Source organism: Maridesulfovibrio sp., assembly GCF_963676065.1.
Classification (GTDB): Bacteria; Desulfobacterota; Desulfovibrionia; order Desulfovibrionales; family Desulfovibrionaceae; genus Maridesulfovibrio.
Window position 1 is genome coordinate 2,867,640 of record NZ_OY780933.1, and the last position, 21,208, is coordinate 2,888,847.

Here is a 21,208-nt window from a genome sequence, read left to right on the forward strand (position 1 = left end):
ATGAAAAAAATAAAGGTTTTGATTGTTGATGACTCCGCTTTGGTTCGTCAGGCTTTGCAGCAGCTGTTTTCCACCGACGGTTCTATCGAAGTAATCGGCAGTGCCGGGGATCCGTTTGCCGCTGCTGAAATTATGAAGCGGGTTGTTCCTGATGTGATTACCCTCGATATTGAAATGCCCAGAATGGACGGGCTTACTTTCTTACGCAAGCTGATGAGTCAGCATCCATTGCCTGTGGTAATTTGCTCCACACTTACAGAGCAGGGGTCCGATGCGTATATGAGAGCTCTTGAATATGGCGCTGTTGAGGTGATTACAAAACCTAAAGTCGGGACTAAGACCTTTTTCGAAGAATCAAGTATCAGGGTTTGTGATGTGGTCAAAGCGGCTGCAATGATCAAACCGCGCAAACTTTCCGCGCGGCCTATGGCTGTTCAGCCCAAGCTTTCCGCAGATGCGGTCCTGCCAAAATCAAAACCGCGAAGCGTTCCTTTACAGACTACGGAAAAAGTAGTGCTTGTAGGAGCTTCTACCGGTGGGACGGAGGCTATTCAGAGTTTTTTACAAAGTATGCCTTTAGATAGTCCCGGTATAGCCATAGTTCAGCATATGCCTGAAAAATTTACTGCCGCATTTGCTATGAGATTAAATTCCATATGCCGCATTAATGTAAAGGAGGCATGTGACGGGGACAGTATATTAAGGGGTCAGGCTTTAATCGCCCCGGGTAATAAGCATATGCTGCTCAAACGTTCCGGTGCCCGTTACTATGTCGAGATTAAGGATGGCCCACTGGTCAGCCGCCACAGGCCTTCGGTAGATGTTCTTTTCCGTTCCGGGGCATCCAGTGCCGGGAATAATGCGGTTGCGGTAATAATGACCGGAATGGGTGATGACGGTGCCAAGGGCATGAAGGAATTGCACGATACCGGTACGTATTGCATCGCGCAGGATGAAGCTTCCTGCGTTGTTTTCGGAATGCCGCAGGAAGCCATCAAGCTTGGTGGGGTTGATAAAATTATGCCGCTTAAGAATATCCCCGGAGCGGTAGTTAATTCATGTAAATAAGTTAGATAAAACTACTGCTTAGCACCTTCGTTGTGTTTATGAATTTCAATGTTCACCTCTTCTGAAGTGACCAGTCCTTCAGTCATGCTTTCATTTAGGAATGCTTTGAAGCTCTCAATTTTTTCAGCTTTGTCGATAATTTCGATGATCAGAGGTAAGTCTTCGGAAAGTCTTAGGATTGAGGTTGTGCGAACTTGACTGTTGGCCCCGTAACCCATGACTCCCCGGTAGACCGAAGCCCCGGCAAGACCTTGCTTTCGCGCCTCTTCTACGATTACTTCGTACAGGGGGCGGTGTTTGAGCCTGTTTTCTTCACCTGTGAAAATTTTGAGTCTTACAGCCTTTTCGGTTAATGTCATAACAGGTTCTCCGTTTAAGTGGGTTATTTGAAATCAGGAAACTATGAGTCTGCCAAGTGCCAGGCCGCCGACTATGCACAAAAATCCCAATAAGCTTTGTCCACCGACATTTAGGGCAGCCATGACCCATTGGCCTGATTTTACCAGGGTTGTGGATTCAAACATATATGTTGAGAAAGTGGTAAATGCTCCCATGAAGCCGGTCAGGATGAACAGTCGCATCTCAGGTGGAAAGCCGAGGCGTTCTTCAAATAAACCGGTTACAATGCCGAAGAAAAGACAACCAAGCATGTTTACAGCAAATGTTCCTGCCGGGAAAGAGGAATCGATCATGCGCTGGACCATTCCTGAAACCAGATAGCGGGAGAGGCTTCCGGCTGCCCCGCCTGCCGCGATGAATAAAAATTTATGCATATCAAAGTCCTTCAATAACTTTCGTTTATTAATTTTATGTAGCACTTCAAGCTGAGAGAGAAAAGCAAAATGGCTCTTGAAACCGAATTGAAATATCTGAACGCGGACCATGATGAAGTCCGAAATTTTATGCAGAGGCATAGCGGTAAATTTTTAACCCGACACTATGAACGTAATATTGTTCTAGATGATCCGGGTCGGACCCTTTATAAAAGATCGGCACTTCTGCGGGTACGGCAGGCGGAAAAAATAACCATGACCGTTAAACGTATTCCGGCCGGCCCGGCTACCGGCAAGGCCAAGGTGTACGTTGAGCATGAAACCGAGGTCTCGAATTTTGACGAAACGGTGGCCGCCCTGCAGGTGCTGGGCTACGCGCCGGTTTTTAGTTACGAAAAAATCCGGGAAGAGTGGCTTTTTGAAGGCTGCCATATATGTCTGGATATTCTTCCCTTTGGCCCGTTTATTGAAATTGAAGGATCAGAAGACGAAATTTTGGCTTGCGCCGGTCTGTTGAAGCTCAAGCCGGAAAACGCATCTAAAAAGACTTACCATGAGCTGAATAAGGATTATAGAAAGACGAATGGACTTGATCCGGATGAGAATTTTATCTTTAAACCGGAAGAAGTAAAAACACTGCTTTAAAGCGGACAGCAGCATACAATAAGTTTTTCATAGCTTAAAAATAAGTAAAACTTCCTCGACAGGTGGGGAAATAGTTCTTATTGTTAACTATAGTCAAACATAAAAATATTTATAGTAAAGAAAGATGCCTGAATATAAAGAAAATTTTGAGTCAGATGTACTGCTTGAGGATGATCTCAAGGAACCGCGGAAGTTCCGGGTGCTGCTGCACAATGACGATTATACTTCCATGGAATTCGTTGTGGCCGTGCTCATGCAGGTTTTCAGGAAAACAGAAGAGGAATCCACGAAAATAATGCTTCAGGTCCACAATGACGGGGTCGGGGTTTGTGGAGTTTACACGGCCGAAGTTGCTGAAACACGCGTTGAAATGGTCAAGCAGCTTGCACAGCAGGCAGGCTACCCGCTGAAATGCACAATCGAAGAGGTCTAGTATGCTCAGTAAGACATTGGAACAGGCATTGACTTCTGCGGTTAACGAAGTCAGGCTCAGAAATCACGAGTTTCTCACTCTTGAACATCTGCTTTATGCGATAGTTCAGGAGGAAATGGGAGCGGACATCATTGCCGGATGTGGCGCAGAGCTTCCAAAGCTCCGTAGCCAACTGGAACGTTTCTTTGACGAAAACCTTGAACCTCTGCCCACCGGGGTTGATACCGAAGTCATCCAGACTCTCGGAGTTCGACGGGTATTGCAAAGGGCGATTTGGCAGAAGAAGGCCGCCGGAAAGGATGTGGTCGAGGTTGGCGATGTGATTGCCGCCATGTTTGAAGAGGAAGATTCCTACGCTGTCTATTTCCTCAAGACTCATGATATTTCACGGTTGGATATTCTTGAATATATTTCCCATTCCATGAGCGAAGGCGGCGACTGGGCAGAAGGTTTGGACATCAGTCCCAACCCGCGTACCGGAGACGGCGGTTCTTCCGCTGAAGGAAGACCTTCATCCGGTGCCGGCGACAAGCCGTCCCCGCTGGAGGAATTTACCACGAATCTCACCCAGCGCGCCCGCGACGGTAAGATCGATCCGCTTATAGGACGAGACAATGAGGTTGAGCGCACCCTGCAGGTTCTTTCCCGTAGACGCAAGAACAACCCTATTTTTGTAGGTGATCCCGGCGTCGGTAAGACTGCCATGGCTGAAGGTCTCGCCCTAGCTATCGCCAAGGGTAACGTGCCTGCCGCTTTTGAAGATACCGACGTCTTTGCCCTTGATATGGGCTCGCTGCTGGCCGGAACCAAGTACCGCGGCGACTTTGAATCCCGGCTTAAGGGCGTGCTGGCCCAGCTTAAGAATATGGATGGAGCGATCCTTTTCGTGGATGAAATCCATACCATCGTAGGGGCCGGAGCAGTAAGCGGTGGTTCCATGGATGCCTCTAATATTCTCAAGCCCTTTCTGGGATCAGGTGAAATCCGTTGCATCGGAGCCACGACTTACGAGGAATATAAGAATCATTTTGAGAAGGACCGGGCTCTTTCCCGTAGATTTCAGAAGATCGACATCACCGAACCTTCGGTGGAGGAGACCATTGAAATTCTTAAGGGCCTCAAGCCTTATTACGAGGAACATCATAATGTTTTTTACGCTCCGTCGGCAATCAAGGCCGCGTCGGAGCTCGCAGCAAGGCATATTAATGAGCGTTTCCTGCCTGACAAGGCTATTGATGTTATTGATGAGGCCGGAGCCTTTTATAATCTCAGCCAGCGCAAGCGTAAGGATAACCGCATTGTCGTAGCTGATGTTGAAAAGGTTATCTCCAAGATGGCCCGCATCCCGACAAGGCGAATCACCATGTCCGACCGTTCCCGTTTGCAGGAACTGGATGTGAACTTAAAGAATGTTGTCTTTGGTCAGGATAAGGCTGTTGATATCATCACTAAGGCTATCCTGCGGTCCCGTGCGGGCATGAAGCAGATCGGCCGTCCTACCGGTTCTTTCCTGCTTACCGGTCCCACCGGTGTTGGTAAGACTGAGCTTGCCAAGCAGCTGGCTTCTACCATGGGTGTTCATTTCATGCGTTTTGATATGAGTGAGTACATGGAAAAGCACGCTGTTGCCCGCTTGATCGGTGCCCCTCCGGGCTATGTGGGATTTGATCAGGGAGGATTGCTCACAGAGGGTGTGCGTAAGAATCCGCATTGTGTAATTCTTTTTGATGAAATCGAGAAGGCCCATCCGGATGTGTTTAACATTCTGTTGCAGGTCATGGATTACGCCACCTTGACTGATAATAACGGCCGCAAGGCCGATTTCAGGCATGTTGTCCTGCTCATGACCTCCAATGCCGGAGCGCGTGAAATGGCCAAGGGCGGAATCGGCTTTGGTGCCAGCGTGAAGGGCGGCGAGGATAAGGGACGCGGACTTAAGGCTGTGGAAAAGATTTTCAGCCCTGAATTCCGCAACCGGCTTGATGCTATCGTGCCTTTTAATTCCCTGCAGATTGATATCATGGAGCTTATCGTTGAAAAGTTCATCAAGGAACTCAACGGACAGCTGCTTGATAACAAGGTAACCATCGAGCTGGATAAGAAGTCCCGCCGCTGGTTGGCCGAGAAGGGACACGATCCGGCATATGGGGCAAGACCCATGGCCCGTTTGATTCAGACTTCCATCAAGGATGAGATCGCCGATGAAATTCTCTTCGGTAAGCTGGTCAAGGGCGGAACAGTTCAAGTTTCTACCAAGGGCAAGGATGAAGACGAGAAGCTCAGCTTTAAGTTTAAAACTTCGACTAAGAATTAGGGTTGTTTGACCCGTATGATATATTAACTTCTACAGGGGAGGCTTCCGCAGGGGAGCTTCCTCTTTTTTTGCTTAATTATAATAATAGCAGCGAATATAATAAGTTTAGCTCTATTGCCAAAACATAATAATCGTTTATTATTAGAGAGAGTCTGCAAGTCCAAGGATTATTATGGTTGTTTATAGACTGATAGAAGAACCCATTTTCCCGCATCCGGATGAAGCCGAACCGGATGGATTATTGGCCGTTGGCGGTGATTTAAGCCCCGAGCGCTTACTTTCCGCATACGCAGCGGGTATTTTCCCGTGGTATGATGAGAAATCCCCGATTCTGTGGTGGTCGCTTGACCCCCGCTTGATATTGAATCTGGATAAACTGCACATTTCACGCCGCGTAAAACGCAAGATCAGAAATCAGGAATATACCGTTACCTTCGATCATGATTTTGAAAGCGTAATTTCCAATTGTGCCCGGAAATTTCGTCCGGGTCAGGCTGGAACATGGATTTTACCCGAAATTATTGAGGCTTATGTGAAATTGCATAGGCTTGGTTTTGCGCACAGCGTTGAAGTCTGGAATAGTCATGGCAATCTTGTCGGAGGGCTGTACGGAGTCTCGCTGGGTAGAATTTTTTCCGGTGAATCCATGTTTTTTCTTGAGCCGGATGCATCAAAATTCGGTTTTTCCTATCTTGTGCAGTGGCTTAAAAATCGGGAATTTCACTTTGTTGACTGCCAGCAGCCCACGGATCACCTTAAATCTCTCGGAGCAGAGGAGGTAAGTCGGGAATCTTTTCTGGAGAAACTTGATGCGGCTCTGGAGTTTCCTGCCTTGCGTGGACAATGGGAGTTTATGGAAGGTGAATACCGGCTGATAACTAAAATTCTGAGTTAGAATAATAACAGCGGAGGATTCTTGAAGAATCCTCCGCTGTTAAAATTTAGACAAAATATTGAAGAGCTTTCGACAAATTCTACTTATTGAAAATGCTGTGAATTTTAGGCTCTGTGGAAAAAGCTTAAGCCGTATGTTTTAATTGTCATCGTTTTCGCGGGTTTCAACCAGCGGGCGGTGCGCGCCGAGGTTGTATAGGCCGCGCAGAGCGAAGGGCAGGTCGAAATGAGGTACTTTTTCAAACTTGATCAGCCCGATATCTTTACCCTCAGTGATGGAGGAAAGCGGCGGCAACCCTGTGGGCACGGGGAATTCCATGGGAGTGGAGAAGATTGATTCCAGCCTTGAGGAGTAGTGATCTTTTAGATAATCAACAACCTGATCACGTTCTTCCACGGTGAATGATTCAAGGATGATTTTGCGATCTCTCTCTTCATTGGGAACAGCATCAAGAGTAGCGGGACCGCCGAAAAGATTATCCCACTTTATTTCAGTTTCATCCGCGTCATTCCATTCGGGACGGAAAAGGTGTACTTCAACGTCGCGGCGACCTTTGAAGCTTTTGATGACCATGGATACCGCGTATCCGCGCGTACTGGGGATTTCCCCGTTTTCAATCTGGATTATAGGAATCATTGCTACCTCGCAAAATGAATGTTTTAATGAGCATATCTGCTTGTTAATCTATTCTACATAACTATTTTAATTTAACAGCACAAGTCGGGAACCTAGCATAATGGCGAACAATTTTGAGCTTGTAAGTGAATATACACTCAAGGGCGACCAGCCTGAAGCGGTGAGAGAACTGGTCGAAAATATAAAGCACGGTGTGCAGGACCAGGTCCTGCTCGGCGCGACCGGTACCGGTAAAACCTTTGCCATGGCCAATGTGATCAAGGAATTGAACCGTCCCACGCTGGTTATGGCTCCCAACAAAACTCTCGCGGCCCAGCTTTTTAATGAATTCAAGGCCTTATTTCCGCATAACGCCGTTGAATATTTTGTCAGTTATTACGATTACTATCAGCCGGAAGCCTATCTGCCGCATTCCGATACCTACATTGAAAAAGATTCGTCCATCAATGACGACATCGATAAACTGCGTCACTCCGCTACCCATGCACTGCTGACCCGGCGGGATGTTTTGATCGTAGCCTCTGTTTCCTGTATTTACGGTCTTGGTTCGCCGGAATTTTACGCCAAAATGATAATCCCGGTGGAAGAGGGGCAGGAAATGTCCATGGAAAAGCTCATGGACCGGCTGGTGGAGGTCCAATACGAGCGTAATGATTACGATTTCCATCGCGGAACTTTCCGGGTGCGCGGTGATGTTATCGAGATCATTCCGGCATACAGTCGCGAACAGGCCCTGCGAATCGAATTCTTCGGGGATGAAATTGATTCCATACTTGAAACAGACCCGCTTACCGGAGAAGTCACCGGACGCAGGCGTAAGACAGTAATCTATCCGGCAAGTCACTTTGTTTCCGATCAGGATAACCTTGAGCGCGCAAGGGAAGACATCCGAAATGAACTTTCCGAGACTCTTGTTAAGTATAAAAATGATAACAAACTGATTGAGGCGCAGCGCATTGAGCAGCGCACTATGTATGATCTGGAGATGATTGAGGAGATTGGTTACTGCAACGGTATCGAAAACTATTCGCGGCATCTTGATGGTCGTAAAGAGGGTGAGCCTCCGGCAACCCTGATTCATTATTTTCCCGATGATTTTTTGCTGTTTATGGACGAATCACATATTGCCGTACCGCAGGTGGGCGCCATGTATAACGGTGACCGCTCCCGTAAAACAACTCTGGTTAATTTCGGGTTCCGGCTTCCTTCCGCTCTCGATAACCGTCCGTTATGCTTTGAGGAGTTCCTCGACAAAATAGGGCAGACCGTTTATGTTTCCGCAACTCCTGGACCTTGGGAAATGGAGCGGGCGCAAGGTCTGGTCGTGGAGCAGATTATCCGGCCTACAGGATTGCTTGATCCCGAGATTGAAGTGCGTCCGGTCAAGGGCCAGATGGATGATCTGCTGGCTGAGTGCAAAGAGCGGGAGAAACGCGGTGAGCGGGTGCTGATCACCACGCTGACCAAGCGTATGTCCGAAGATCTGACCGAGTATTTCAATCAGATGGGCGTGGAAGCCAAGTACCTGCATTCTGATATCGACACCATGGAACGTATGGCGATTATCCAGTCTTTGCGTGCCGGAGAATTTGTGGCTCTGGTCGGTATTAACCTCTTGCGTGAAGGTCTTGATATTCCTGAAGTTTCACTTGTCGCCATACTTGATGCCGATAAAGAGGGATTTCTGCGTTCCACCCGGTCCCTAATCCAGACATTCGGTCGCGCGGCCCGTAATTCTGAGGGGCGTGTTATTCTTTACGCGGATAATGTGACCCGTTCCATGCGTACCGCCATGGATGAAACTTATCGCCGCCGTGCAAAACAGATTGAGTACAATGAAACTCACGGCATTGTTCCCCAGACTATTGCAAAATCACTGGATAATATGCTGGGTACATTGTACTCTGATACATGGTCGGGCGGTGAGGTCAAGATCGCGGCTGAAGAAGCTGCCGAGTATGGACTTGATCCCGCAAAGATGGAAAAAGAAGTTCGTAAGCTGGAAAAGGATATGCGTAAGTACGCGGCTGAGCTTGAATTTGAGAAAGCAGCCGAACTGCGTGACCGGATTCAGAATTTGCGCGAGAAGATTCTCAGTCTCGGATAATACTGTCGGTTAACAATCAACCTGGACTGTCAGGAATGAAATCCAAATCCATATTCGTTAGACTGCTGCGCTTGAGGCGCGACTTTGGAATGTTCTGGGGGCTTATCTCCGGTGTCATTTACATGGCGTTTGTGTTTATCGCAGGCATTATTGGTTATATGTGGATTGAGGGCTGGAATTTACTGAATAGTTTTTACATGGTCGTGATCACTTTATCCACTGTGGGATTTATGGAAGTGCTGCCTCTTTCGGATGACGGCAGGCTTTTCACTTCTATTCTCATCCTTGGCGGTGTTGGTGGTTTTGCATATTTGATCGGTGCTTTTTCCCAACTGCTTGTCGAAGGGCGGTTGCAGGCAATCTTAGGGAGACGCAGAATGCATAAGACAATAGGGAAATTTAAGGATCATATAATTGTCTGCGGTTATGGACGGATCGGTGCCATTGTGACCAATGAAATTCTGGAAGAAGGTCTTAATGTTGTTGTCATTGATAACAATCCGGAGCTTATCTCTCAGATGGAATCCGCCGGGATAGCCTGTATTGAAGGTGACGCTACCTGTGATGAAATTCTCCAGCTGGCCGGACTTTCCAATGCAAAGACCCTGATTGCCGCGCTTTCGGATGAAGCGGCCAATGTTTACGTTACCCTGATAGCCCGTCAATCAAATATAAATGTGAACATTATCGCCCGTGGTAATGATACCGCGAGTATTTCCCGGTTGGAATTTGCCGGGGCTGACCGGGTTGTGCTGCCCCATACCATCGGTGGAATCCGTATGGCGCAATCAGTTCTGCGTCCCACAGTTACAAACTTTCTCGATATTGCCATGCGCGGCAAGATCGATTTGCAGATGGAAGAGCTTTTCGTTACCGATTCTTCCGAGCTGGTCGGGATGGACCTGATTGAATCAAAAATTAGGCCCCGTTTTAACCTGATCATCATTGCCATTCGTAAAGGAAGCGGCGAAATGGTTTTTAATCCCGGTCCTAAAGAAGTCATTGAAGCAGGTGATACTCTGCTCACAGTCGGAAAAAATTCCGACCTTTCTGCCATTGGTAAGATTTTATAGATGCCTCCGGCGGCCCTTCGGGAACCGAAGAACCCTTTTGGAAAAGGGGTCTTTGGACTTTTCTGATATTTTTATTGGGCTATGCCGTTCTATTCAATAATTTTTCCTTAAATAATATAATATTGTGAAAAATAAAAATAAAGAAATTAAAGAGTTGGTTTCTCTTCTTGAGAAGCATAACGAAGCATACCGCCGCGGTATGCCTACTATCAGCGATGCCCGTTATGATGAACTTACCGAGCAGCTTCGTGACCTTGATCCTGAAAACCAGTTTCTGACTAATGTAGAGCCTGAGAATTTCAGCGAAAAGGTTGAGGTGCGTCATCCACGGCCTATGCTATCTACCGAGAAAGCATATACGGTTGAAGAGTTGACCAGATTTGTTTCCCGCGTGGAAAAAGAAGCTAAGGCTCTGGGCATTAAAGAAGTAAGCTACCGGGTTACTCCGAAGCTGGACGGTCTGGCTGCCCGTGATGACGGAAAGATCTTTGCCACCAGAGGCAACGGTGAAGTCGGTTACGAAATATCCAGTGCCTTTGCCAAGGGTGTTGTCGCTGTCGGCGGTCGCGCGCAGGGTGTGGGCGAGATTGTATGCAGTCAGGAATATTTTACCGAACACCTTTCCAACTCCTTTGAGCATCCGCGTAACATGGTTGTGGGGATTATTACTTCGGACAAAGTAAATGAGGCTTCTAAGCAGGCTTTGCAGGACGAAGCAGTTCGTTTTGTGCCTTACAGCACCCTTCCTAACAAGGTCGTAGACGGTAAAGAACTGGTCAATCGGGTCTGGGAGATTACAGATGAGCTCTGGGCAGCTACTGATTATCCTCTGGACGGCATGGTCGCTGAAGTTACTGACGTGGCTCTTCAGGAGCGTCTTGGCTCCACAGCCCACCATTATCGCTGGCAGATCGCCATTAAGAAAAAGGGCGAATCCTCGGTTACGGAAGTTGAAAGAATCCGTTGGCAGGTAGGACGCATGGGATCGGTCACTCCGGTTATGGAAGTCAAGCCAGTTTCTGTCTCCGGCGCGACTATTCGCAACGTCACCGCCCATAATGCCGGAATACTGCGGGATCAGTCCATCGGCGTAGGGGCGACCATACGAATTATCCGCAGTGGTGAGGTTATTCCCAAGCTGGAGGAAGTTATCAAGCCTGCAAGCGAAGTGGAGCTGCCTGAAAATTGTCCTTCCTGCGGTGCGAAGCTTCTCTGGCAGAATGATTTTTTGAAGTGTCCTGATTTTACTTGCCCTGCCCGTGTCGAGCAGCGGCTGGAATACTGGTTCAAGACCCTCGGTAATGCTGATTGGTTCGGCAAAAAAACTATCGCTAAGCTGGTTCAGGCCGGGTATAATTCTCTGGAATCCGTTTACCGCATGGCTGAAGATGATTTCCAGAACCTTGGTTTCGGGCCTGTTCAATCCACAAATCTCGCGGAAGCCCTTTATCTCAGCAAGACCAAGGAAACTGACGACTGGCGTTTTCTGGCGGCATTCGGAATTCCCGATCTGGGCAAGGCGGACAGCCGCAAATTGCTGGGGCATTTTAAATTGGAGGACGTGGTAAACGTCAAGCAGGAACAGTTAATCGAATTGCACGGCTTCGGCGATATCACCAGCAGATCGGTGACCGAAGGAATAGCGGCGATCAGGGAAACCATCCTTCACATGCTGGAATTCGATTTCAACCTGCGCAGGACCCCGCTGATTGCCGAAACTCAGTCAGCGGATAGCCCCATCACCGGAAAAGGTGTAGTCTTTACCGGGAAAATGGAGCAGGGCAGCCGCGAAGATATGCAGGCCATGGCAAGGCGTCTGGGTGCGAAGGTACAGACATCTGTTACCGGTAAGACTGATTTTCTGGTTTGCGGCAGCAAGGTTGGAGCCAAGAAAATTGAATCCGCCAAGGCCAAGGGCGTTGAGATCATGAGCGAAAGTGAATTCATGGATATAGTTAATTAGAGCACAATTTTTAATATTCCGGTGGCGAATCTTTACTAAAAGTTATTGAGATTCTTAAACTACCTTTGAAAAAAGGGTGTAAGCTACCGGGGCAAAATCATAAATAAAAGCGCAAAGCGCATCAAATTTAAAGGAGCACGATATGACTGATGTAGTAATTATTGGCGCGAAGGGGCGCATGGGTGACACTCTGGTTCGTTGTGTACAGCAGAGCGATGATCTCAAACTAGCAGCAGTCCTGGAGCGTTCCGGTTGTGAAGACGGTCTGGATGCACTCGGCTGTGTGTGCGGAACAGACGTACAGGAAGTACTGACCAAAGTTCCCGGTGCGGTCGTGGTTGATTTTACCGCTCCTGAAGCTACCTTGAAATTGCTGGAAATTGCTGTTGTAACCGGAAATCCGGTGGTTATCGGCACTACCGGCATGAGTAACGAGCAGATAGCCAAGGTAGAGGAATTCGCAAAGAAAGTTCCTGTGTTCCTCGCCCCGAACATGAGCGTAGGGGTAAATGTCCTGCTTAAGATTCTGCCCGAACTGGTCCGTATGCTCGGCCCTGCCTACGATATGGAAATGACTGAAATTCATCACAACAAAAAGGTGGATTCCCCCAGTGGAACCGCGCTCAAGCTGGCTCAGTGCATGGCGGAAGCGCGCGGCCTTGTATACGATGAAGTAAAAAAACATTCCCGTGACGGTATCATCGGAGCCAGAACAAAAGATGAAATCGGCGTAATGGCTGTTCGCGGCGGTGACGTAGTTGGTGATCATACCGCATATTTTCTCGGACCCGGTGAACGTATTGAAGTAACCCACCGAGCCCATTCCCGCGAAACCTTCGCACAGGGTGCTTTACGTGCGGCTCGTTGGCTTAAAGATCAGAAGCCCGGAAAACTTTATTCCATGGCTGACGTATTCTAGTTTTGTATGAATAATGATTTTTACAGGCTGCATCTGAATGGTGCGGCCTTTTTTTGTTAACTACGATTTAAATATGGTGTTTTTACCGCCGATCCTGCTTAATATAGTTTCAGCCAGAATTGAACAGTAATCTTTTTTCAGGATAGCCATGTCATTTTATTTAAAAGCTACATTTATTTATATAGCTTTCTATCTGTATGTCCGACTCTGGATATGCCGGATGCTGGTGGATAATCCCAGGATCAAACGTGGAGTGCTCATTGCCACTGATCTGATGACCATCATTCTGCCGATCACTATCTTTTTACCTGAGAACCTGCCGTATCTGTTGAAGATCCTTATGCAGGGAGCTGGGTATAGCTGGGCGGCTATCATTGCTTGTATGGTCCCGGTGGGGCTGTGCTTTGAGCCTATTCGCTGGGGCGTTAAGCTGCTCGGAAACGAGATCAAGATTTCGGGATTGAAAATTTTTGCAGCACTCTGCCTGATTTCCATAGTCATGACTGTGGGTGGGTACATTAACGCCACTTCTCCCGTCGTAAAGGAAGTTAATTACGATTTTTCAAAGGGAAGCACGGAGGCCAAAGAGTACCGCATCGCGGTTTTTTCCGACCTGCATGCCGGTAAATTGATGACTCAGGAACGAGTCGGTGCGGTTGTGAATCTTGTTAATTCCCTTAATCCGGACATAGTGCTCATGGTCGGCGATATCCTTGATGACCATGACTGTGAAGTAAGCGGGGCGGTTAATGAACTGGAGCGTATTAAAGCTCCGTTGGGTAAATTCGCCGTGCTTGGAAACCATGAATATTATCTCGACCACGACTGGGCGCGGAGGTTGCTGGAAGATCAGGGAATAAAGGTTCTTGTGGATAGCAGCAGCGTGATTGATAACCGGTTCCTGCTGGTGGGACGCAACGATTATGTGGCTCTGCGTGGTGGTGGGAAACGTTTCGCGTTGCAGAATGTAATTCCAAGAGGAAACAAGCTTCCGGTTATCCTTATGGATCACACTCCCCATCATCTTGAAGAAGCTGAACAGAATAACGTGGCCTTACAGGTTTCCGGCCACACTCATAACGGACAGCTTTTTCCCTTTAATCTGGTAGTAAAACGAATTTATGAAGAGGAGTACGGAGCCTATCAAAAGGGGAATACTCAGTATTACGTCAGCTGCGGCGTAGGATTCTGGGGTCCGCCGCTACGCACCAACAGCAGACCGGAAGTGGTGCTGATGAAGGTTCGGATTTAGATGGAATGAGGCCGGGGAGATTGTTAAACCATCCCCGGATGGTTAATTATCTTGGGAATGAACCGTTGTTGATATCAATGCATGAACCGTTAATGTATTCAGGGCAGTCTGTTGCCAGCCAGTGCATGGCGGAAGCTACTTCTTCCGGTTTACCGAAACGTCCGGTATAGACCGCAGCTTTGATTGCATCACGGCGGGCTTGGGGAATTGTGTTCAACATATTGGTTTCAATCGGGCCGGGAGCAACCGCATTGATCACGATTCCGTGCGGGCCGAGGATTTTGGCAAAGCTTTTGGTCATGTTGATGACTCCGGCTTTAGTTATTCCATACCAGACATCTGGGTGTCCTATTTGTCCGGCGATAGACGCGTTATTTACAATCCGGCCCTGTTTTTTATCTTTCATTGATTGGGATACAGCGGTAATCAGGGCCACCGGAGCCTCGATATTGATCTTGAGGATTTGATCTACGCTTTCAGCTGTGTATTCGTCATACGGGGTAGCGTACATCACTCCGGCATTGTTTATCAGTACGTCTATTGCAGGCAGTCCGGCAATGAATTCCGGAATCCCTGCCACATTGGTAAAGTCGAATTTCTCTGTTCTTACCTGCGGGTGCTGGTTGTATTTGAAGTTTGAGAAGTCACGGGCCGCGACGATTACGTTGGCTCCGTCCGCGATGAACATCTCAGTCAGCTCAAGGCCGATCCCCTTGTTCCCGCCGGTAATTAAGACATTTTTATTTTCCATTTTGAGTTTCCTTTTGATTTTTTTGCTTAATATTTAAAGTCTTGGGTGAGTTATTCAGTCGAGCATAAAGGAAATTAAAAATCAAGTAATCATCAATTTATCTGATCAACAAAGCGGCTCGCTGTTGTATACAGCAGGAAATTAATTCAGGTTTAGCGTCTTATATGATGCGGAACGGGATAAATGCATGAAAAATGAAAAATTAAAAATAATCGGCTATCATATACTCAAAAATCTAGATTCAGTTGCCCAGCTAAATGCGGATTTGTTTATTAAGCATCAGCCGCGTTGGTTTGCAGGTATGGAACCTGAAGAAAGTTTTAGAATTGCTGCGTGCGGCCTCAAAATGAATCTTGAATGTTTTATCCGCGGGGATTTATTTCCGCTGGAAAATTATTTTAAAGGTTGCGCGGGGATAAAACTCGACAGGGGTGTAGGAATACGGGATGTTGTCGAAGGGACTTTACTCCGCAAAAAGGTTTTTATTTCCGCGGGATTTGAGTTTTTTAGTGATAAGGATGATTTTATCGCTTTTCTGGAGGAGCTTGAGGATTATTATGTTGAAGTCCTAACGCTGACTACAGAACGTTATTCCAGCATGCTTCTTTCCCGTTTGAATGCCGAGCATATTCGCAATAAGTTATTGCTTGAGGCCTCGCGCACAGTGACCAGCGCCCTTGACCCGGATGAAGTCCTGAGTCGATTGGCCGAAGTGCTGGCCGGAACCGTGGGTGAAGGATGCTGTACCATATTTCTGGTCAATCCTGAGACCGGAGGTCTCGCACCATGCGCGGGATTCGGCTATGGAACAAAGGAGTGCCAGAGTGCATTGCAGGGGCTGCGGCTCTGTCCGTCCGGTAATACTCTTAGCGGTGTTGACGGCAAAAGTTACGGATTCTGTTCTTCCAATAAGGCGGGCTCGTCTTTCGCGGATATTTTACCCGAGGCGGTCCGTTCCGGCAGCGCATCACTTTTTCATATTACCAGCAGTGACCGGATGGTCGGTGTGGCCCTTGTTTCCTCCGAGCAGCCGGGATTCACTTTCGACAATGCCACCACCGAACTCATCGGTGGGATTTTGAATACTGTGGCGGTTGCCATTGAAAGCGCTGCCGCGGCGCGCCAGACAAAGCGACAGCTTATGGAAAGTGAAAGTCTGCGCCGGGTGGCGAACGTACTCCTTGAGAGTCCCGAAGGCAGAAACGGGAGTATCCTTGGCCTCATTGCCGATGAAGCCCGGACTATTGTTAACGGCATGGGTAGTGCCTTGTTGTTGCTGGAAGGTCAGTCCCTTAGATGTGTCTGCGGTTCAGGGACACCAAGATGTCCTGTAGAATATTACGATGTGGAATCCACTTACTACGGAAATGTTTTTAAGAAAGGTAAAACCATCATCGTCCGCGATGCCCAGAGTGAAATTCCTGAAGTTGAATTTATTGATAAAGTGCGGACGCTTATAATCGTACCCTTGTTGGAAGGGGATCGAAAGCTCGGTTTGCTTATGGTTTCCAATAAAAGCGGGGGCTTTGACCATGCGGATAAGCGGATCATGGAAATGTTCGCCGCACAGGCGGTTCTGGCCCTGCGGAACAGCCGGTTGTTTGAGCAGAGTGAAAAGCTGGTTGTACAGGGCGAACGCCAGAGGCTGGCCCGAGAGCTGCACGATTCAGTAACTCAGGCCCTGTACGCGATTACTTTCTGTTCCGGTGCCGCAGTACGCTCTCTTGAGTCCGGAAAAAGGGATGCCGCGGTCGATCAGCTTAAGGCTTTGCAGGGTATGGCTCAGCAGGGCATGCGCGATATGCGTTCCCTCATTTTTGATCTGCATCCACCAGAACTGGAAAGCGAAGGTCTTGTCGGTGCTATTCAGGCCCGGTTGAACTCCGTTGAAATACGTTCCGGTCTGGACGCGGAGTTCTTGATTGATGGAGATGAAAGACGGTTGCCGTTGCGGGTAGAGGAAGAGATCTTTCGTATAGTCATTGAATCCCTGAACAATTCCGCCAAGCATTCTAAGGCCGGGTCTGTTACAGTGCACGTAGATTTTACCGATAGTGAAACCGTGGTAAAGATCATCGATGACGGTCAGGGATTTGATATTGCAACCCTGCCTACCGGCGGTATGGGCTTGCGCGGTATTCGCGAACGCGCAGATAAAATCAATGCCGAACTTGAGATCAACAGTGCCCCGGATAAGGGCACTGTACTTACTGTTAAAGTATCTGTTGATGAAGAAACCGGAGATAGAGATGAGTAATTTGATTAAAGTGCTGCTGGTGGATGATCATGATATCGTGCGTATCGGTGTCCGTAGCTTTCTGGGCAGTTTTGATGATATCGAGGTAGTCGGGGAGGCCGCTAACGGTCAGGAAGCGGTAGAGCTGACAGCCGATCTTTCCCCGGACATAATCCTTATGGATATGCTCATGCCGGTTATGGACGGTATTCAGGCCATCCGCGAGATCAGGGACCGCAAGCTTCCCGGTCGGATTATCGCCCTTACTAGTTTCGCAACAGACGATAAACTTTTTCCGGCAATCAAGGCCGGAGCAATGGGATACCTGCTAAAGGATTCAACTCCCGATGAACTTCTGGAGGCCATACGCCGTGTGCACCGTGGCGAACCTTCCCTTGCACCGGATATTGCCCGCAAGGTGCTCTCCGAGCTTTCTCAGACCGGAGACGAATCCGCGACCCCGACGCCTGATCCGCTCACCCCGCGGGAGCTGGATACTCTTAAGCTCGTGGCCAAGGGTAAAAGTAATAAGGTTATTGCCGGGGAGATGTTTGTCAGTGAGGCCACCGTACGTACCCATATGACCAGCATTCTTTCCAAACTGCATCTGGCCAATCGTGTGGAGGCTACCCTTTACGCCCTGCGCGAAGGAATTGCTTCTCTTTAATTTTTTGCGTTGCTGGTCACGAGCAGGATTGCGTTTTACGGCGACAGTTCTGAATTTCTACATGGTTAAAGCAGGGGTCGTCTTGGCCCCTGCTTTTTTTTATTACGACAAATGTTGTGGATGCTGTGTGCTGTCTTTCATCATTCCTGCTGATATCTTTTTCTGTGCAGTTGTATATATTTCACGGGTACTTGGCTACGAATAGCTATTGACAGACTTGAATAAAAAAGAAGTATAAATAAAGAGAATAGTGTTTGATGATAAAAATAATCAAAGCTTGCGCTAAAGGCGAAGCTCAAATTTCAACTGACGGTTCGTATCATGTTCAGCAAGGATAATTTAATTCTGACCACACGTATCAAGGCTAAATCCGGTCACGAGGATGAAATGCGCTCTGTACTGGAAGAAGGTATACGTAGGTGTGCCGGGCAGGAAGGTTTGATAATATACAACCTGCAGCAGGATAAGGATGATCCGACTTTGTTTTTATTTTATGGTCATTTCACGTCCGAGGCATCTTACCGGATGCATATGGATAGTGAACCTGTGCGCAGGATATATGATGAGGTAGTCCTCCTTGCTGAAGGAACTCCTCAAACCCGGCTCTGGATTATGCTCGAAAAAGTTGAGTAACGATTTTTTTAAACTCTTTATAAGGAGAAAATAATGAAAAAGGAAATTAAACCTAACACACTTGCTATGCCGACCCCGGTCTGGTGCGTCGGCACTTACGATAAAGATGATAAGCCGAATGTCATGACTATCGCATGGGGCGGCATTTGTTGTTCCACACCGCCTATGCTCACTGTTTCTCTGCGTAAGGCTACTTACACTTACGGAGCAATTATGGAGCGCGGTGTATATACTGTATCCATCCCTTCCGCTAAGTATGTTGTCGAGGCTGATTATTTCGGCATTGCCAGCGGCAAGGACACTGATAAATTTTCCGCTACCGGGCTGACTCCGGTTCGGTCCACCGTTGTGGATGCGCCTTATGTAGACGAATTCCCGCTTATCTTTGAATGTAAAGTAGTTGAAACAGTCGAGCTTGGACTGCATACACAGTTTGTTGGTGAAATTTTAGGTATAAAAGCCGATGAAAATGTCCTGAATGAAAAAGGGAGACCCATGATGGACGCGGTTGATTGTTTTACCTTCAGCCCGACAACTCGCGAATATTTAGGGCTGGGCGATGTGGTCGGCAAAAGTTTTAGCATTGGTAAGAAATTTTTGAAGTAAAGATTAACGGCCACGTCGTTATATTTAAATCTATGGGTGAAATATGAAAAATTTCTCTGTTAACGAAGATCTTTGCGTTCTGTGCGGACTCTGTGCGAAGGATTGCTTTTTTGGCATAATCGAGCTCGATGAGTACCCGCGACTTACCGACGAAAATAAATGTTTCGCGTGTCAGCACTGTCTGGCGGTCTGTCCTACCGGCGCTATTTCCATACTTGGAAATTCTCCTGAAGATTCCACTCCGCTCAAGGGAGCAATGCCGAGTGAAGATGAAGTTGCCATGCTGATCAAAGGCCGCCGTTCTGTTCGATCCTACAAGCAGGAACCTTTGGCTCCCGAAAGAATTCAAAAACTGCTCGATACTGCATGGCATGCTCCTACCGGAGTGAATACGCAATGTGTTCACATTACACTTGTTGATGACCCGGAATCGGTTAAAAATTTAAGTGACGAAATATTCAGCCGTCTTGAAGAAGCTTTGGAAAATGGAATTTCTGAAATTTCTTATGTTGAAGAGCTTTTCAGAATGGCCTGTCGGCGGAAAAAGGAAGAGGGGGTGGATATACTTTTTCGAGGTGCTCCCCACTTCGTCCTCGTTTCCGCACCGCGCACCTTTCCCAGCGGGCCGGCGGATATGGCCATTTTCCTTTCGTATTTCGAACTCATGGCCCAGTCCATGGGAATAGGTACGCTCTGGAATGGTATACTAAAAAGGGTAGTCGAATCCGTGCTGCCGGACCTGAAAGGTAAACTAGGCATCCCGGAAGATCATGATCTGGGCTACGCCATGCTTTTCGGCGAACCTGAATTCAAATATCAGCGCACAGTTGAGCGCGCCCCTGCCCGAGTGCGACGGGTAAAGTGGAAAAGTTGATATCCGAGCCCGGCATTTTATTTTAAATGCCGGGCTTTTTATTGCTCTTCGTCTTTAAAAGAGTATTATAAAATAATGGTAAATCAGCAAAATAATTTATGGACAGTGCGCTATATGGTGATTGCGGTGCTTACCATTCTGGCTTTGCAGTCCTGCATTGTTGTAGTGCATGAGTTTACGCACAGCACTATGGCTTTTCTGCTGGGTGAGATGAAAAGTCCGCTGGATATAATCTGGGGCAATCCCATTATGATGACCGGATGGGATGAAGGTGTCCATTACACGGATATTTTCGCGCAAGGTCATTTTTGGCAAGGAGCGGTGATAGGATTCAGCCCGCTGATTATGCATTCCATTGTGACCGGTATATGTCTTTATCTGATGAATACCGGAAAGCTGCTCAACAGGTGGATATATCATGTGATTTACTGGCTGGCTGTAGTGAATCTTATGGAATTGGTGGCCTATGTCTACATGCGCGCTTTTGCGGATAGCGGAGATGTTGGACGATTCAATCAGGGAATGCACTTATCGCCGTGGTGGGTTTTTCTGATAGGCGGTACGTTTGTTACCCTGCTGCTGCGGATTCTTTTTCATAACTCCCTGCCCAGACTTCAGATGTTTTTTGCTCTTGGAAATATTACATGCGCCCGGGCAATGCTCGTGCTCAGCTCCTTTACTATCTTCCTGTGGGGTAGCGGCATACGGGTGATGGCCTATGTGGACGGCCCTGCGAAGCTTTTCGGGGTGGGCGGAGTCATAATTTTTTTACAGACGCTTTATGTTTTCAGACCGCGTTCTTCCTCGGCATAAATCAAACCAAATCTGATATCCTCACTCCCGCATAGCTTGGACGGACTTTGTCAAGCTTTTGCAGGTCCGCTTGATCCTTAAAATAAATAATTAGCGAAAGGTCGATTAATTATTAGATTTTAAGGAGAAAGAAATTGAAAAAAATTAAATTGTTACGTGTTGAACGGGGAAATGAAGCCACGCTTGGCGTGATCGTCGTCGCAGGTAAAGCCGTGTGCTGGACTCTTGAAGAGCCGTGGAGAAACAACAAGGCGGATATTTCCTGCGTACCCGAGGGGAAGTATCCATTGAAACTTGAGTTTTCCCCCTCCAAGGGCCGGCAGTTATGGACGATCAAAGATGTGCCGGGTCGTTCGTATGTACGCATCCACACCGGAAATACGGTTGATGATACAGAGGGGTGTCCGTTGACTGGAACGCGTCCCGGATATTTGAACGGGAAAAGGGCGGTTCTCGGCAGCAGGGAAGGATTTAAGGACTTTATGGCTGTCATGTCCGGCTCAGGGAAAGCCGAGATTGAGATTAAATCATTCGGTTAAGGGCGCTGTGT

General features: G+C 47.8%; 21 protein-coding genes. 17 read left to right on the forward strand and 4 right to left on the reverse strand.

Annotation, left to right across the window (positions count from 1 at the left end; translation table 11 throughout):
* Positions 1-1,068: a chemotaxis response regulator protein-glutamate methylesterase gene (locus tag ACKU35_RS12895; RefSeq protein WP_319759630.1), complete on the forward strand. Its 1,068-nt coding sequence runs from the start codon at positions 1-3 to the stop codon at positions 1,066-1,068.
* Between the two features lie 11 nt (positions 1,069-1,079).
* Here ACKU35_RS12895 and ACKU35_RS12900 read toward each other — a convergent pair whose 3' ends face one another.
* Positions 1,080-1,427, reverse strand: a complete 348-nt coding sequence (locus ACKU35_RS12900) for a DUF190 domain-containing protein (protein ID WP_319759631.1) — start codon at positions 1,425-1,427, stop codon at positions 1,080-1,082.
* 33 nt (positions 1,428-1,460) lie between these two features.
* The gene (crcB, locus tag ACKU35_RS12905) at positions 1,461-1,841 is read right to left on the reverse strand and encodes a fluoride efflux transporter CrcB (RefSeq protein ID WP_319759632.1); all 381 of its coding nucleotides are present in this window, start codon (positions 1,839-1,841) and stop codon (positions 1,461-1,463) included.
* A gap of 69 nt (positions 1,842-1,910) precedes the next feature.
* Between crcB and ACKU35_RS12910 the strand changes: the two genes are divergently transcribed.
* The 4 genes from ACKU35_RS12910 to aat all read left to right on the forward strand — a co-directional run bounded on the left by ACKU35_RS12910 (position 1,911) and on the right by aat (position 6,128).
* On the forward strand, positions 1,911-2,486 hold the full coding sequence (locus tag ACKU35_RS12910; protein WP_319759633.1) for a class IV adenylate cyclase: 576 nt from the start codon (positions 1,911-1,913) through the stop codon (positions 2,484-2,486).
* Positions 2,487-2,610: 124 nt separating this feature from the next.
* Complete coding sequence (gene clpS / locus ACKU35_RS12915; RefSeq protein WP_319759634.1) at positions 2,611-2,919, forward strand: ATP-dependent Clp protease adapter ClpS; 309 nt, start codon at positions 2,611-2,613, stop codon at positions 2,917-2,919.
* A gap of 1 nt (position 2,920) precedes the next feature.
* The gene (clpA, locus tag ACKU35_RS12920) at positions 2,921-5,233 is read left to right on the forward strand and encodes an ATP-dependent Clp protease ATP-binding subunit ClpA (RefSeq protein ID WP_319759635.1); all 2,313 of its coding nucleotides are present in this window, start codon (positions 2,921-2,923) and stop codon (positions 5,231-5,233) included.
* Positions 5,234-5,405: 172 nt separating this feature from the next.
* Complete coding sequence (gene aat, locus ACKU35_RS12925) at positions 5,406-6,128, forward strand: leucyl/phenylalanyl-tRNA--protein transferase (protein WP_319759636.1); 723 nt, start codon at positions 5,406-5,408, stop codon at positions 6,126-6,128.
* Positions 6,129-6,266: 138 nt separating this feature from the next.
* Here aat and ACKU35_RS12930 read toward each other — a convergent pair whose 3' ends face one another.
* Positions 6,267-6,764 carry a hypothetical protein gene (locus ACKU35_RS12930; protein ID WP_319759638.1) on the reverse strand — a complete coding sequence of 166 codons (498 nt, stop codon included), beginning with the start codon at positions 6,762-6,764 and terminating at the stop codon, positions 6,267-6,269.
* A 100-nt stretch (positions 6,765-6,864) separates the two neighbouring features.
* Here ACKU35_RS12930 and uvrB point away from each other — a divergent pair, with 100 nt between their 5' ends.
* The 5 genes from uvrB to ACKU35_RS12955 all read left to right on the forward strand — a co-directional run bounded on the left by uvrB (position 6,865) and on the right by ACKU35_RS12955 (position 14,078).
* Complete coding sequence (gene uvrB / locus ACKU35_RS12935; RefSeq protein WP_319759639.1) at positions 6,865-8,871, forward strand: excinuclease ABC subunit UvrB; 2,007 nt, start codon at positions 6,865-6,867, stop codon at positions 8,869-8,871.
* Between the two features lie 35 nt (positions 8,872-8,906).
* Positions 8,907-9,944: a potassium channel protein gene (locus tag ACKU35_RS12940; protein ID WP_319759641.1), complete on the forward strand. Its 1,038-nt coding sequence runs from the start codon at positions 8,907-8,909 to the stop codon at positions 9,942-9,944.
* A gap of 124 nt (positions 9,945-10,068) precedes the next feature.
* Entirely contained in the window at positions 10,069-11,907 is a 1,839-nt protein-coding gene (locus tag ACKU35_RS12945) for a BRCT domain-containing protein (RefSeq protein WP_319759643.1), read from the forward strand.
* A gap of 142 nt (positions 11,908-12,049) precedes the next feature.
* A complete protein-coding gene (gene dapB / locus ACKU35_RS12950) occupies positions 12,050-12,826 on the forward strand; it encodes a 4-hydroxy-tetrahydrodipicolinate reductase (RefSeq protein WP_319759645.1) in 777 nt (258 codons plus the stop codon).
* A 148-nt stretch (positions 12,827-12,974) separates the two neighbouring features.
* Entirely contained in the window at positions 12,975-14,078 is a 1,104-nt protein-coding gene (locus ACKU35_RS12955) for a metallophosphoesterase (RefSeq protein WP_319759647.1), read from the forward strand.
* Between the two features lie 46 nt (positions 14,079-14,124).
* On the opposite strand, the gene ACKU35_RS12960 is transcribed toward ACKU35_RS12955, so the two are convergent.
* Complete coding sequence (locus ACKU35_RS12960) at positions 14,125-14,829, reverse strand: SDR family oxidoreductase (RefSeq protein ID WP_319759650.1); 705 nt, start codon at positions 14,827-14,829, stop codon at positions 14,125-14,127.
* Positions 14,830-15,016: 187 nt separating this feature from the next.
* Between ACKU35_RS12960 and ACKU35_RS12965 the strand changes: the two genes are divergently transcribed.
* The 7 genes from ACKU35_RS12965 to ACKU35_RS12995 all read left to right on the forward strand — a co-directional run bounded on the left by ACKU35_RS12965 (position 15,017) and on the right by ACKU35_RS12995 (position 21,197).
* Positions 15,017-17,086, forward strand: a complete 2,070-nt coding sequence (locus ACKU35_RS12965) for a GAF domain-containing sensor histidine kinase (RefSeq protein ID WP_319759652.1) — start codon at positions 15,017-15,019, stop codon at positions 17,084-17,086.
* Entirely contained in the window at positions 17,079-17,732 is a 654-nt protein-coding gene (locus tag ACKU35_RS12970) for a response regulator transcription factor (protein WP_319759654.1), read from the forward strand. The genes ACKU35_RS12965 and ACKU35_RS12970 overlap by 8 nt, the downstream gene beginning before the upstream one ends.
* Before the next feature lie 321 nt (positions 17,733-18,053).
* A complete protein-coding gene (locus ACKU35_RS12975) occupies positions 18,054-18,365 on the forward strand; it encodes an antibiotic biosynthesis monooxygenase family protein (protein WP_319759656.1) in 312 nt (103 codons plus the stop codon).
* Positions 18,366-18,398: 33 nt separating this feature from the next.
* The gene (locus ACKU35_RS12980; RefSeq protein WP_319759659.1) at positions 18,399-18,971 is read left to right on the forward strand and encodes a flavin reductase family protein; all 573 of its coding nucleotides are present in this window, start codon (positions 18,399-18,401) and stop codon (positions 18,969-18,971) included.
* A 43-nt stretch (positions 18,972-19,014) separates the two neighbouring features.
* The gene (locus ACKU35_RS12985) at positions 19,015-19,845 is read left to right on the forward strand and encodes a nitroreductase family protein (protein ID WP_319759660.1); all 831 of its coding nucleotides are present in this window, start codon (positions 19,015-19,017) and stop codon (positions 19,843-19,845) included.
* Positions 19,846-19,920: 75 nt separating this feature from the next.
* Positions 19,921-20,658, forward strand: coding sequence for a hypothetical protein (locus ACKU35_RS12990; protein ID WP_319759662.1), 738 nt, complete (start codon positions 19,921-19,923; stop codon positions 20,656-20,658).
* 134 nt (positions 20,659-20,792) lie between these two features.
* On the forward strand, positions 20,793-21,197 hold the full coding sequence (locus tag ACKU35_RS12995; protein ID WP_319759664.1) for a DUF5675 family protein: 405 nt from the start codon (positions 20,793-20,795) through the stop codon (positions 21,195-21,197).
* Positions 21,198-21,208 lie beyond the last annotated feature (11 nt).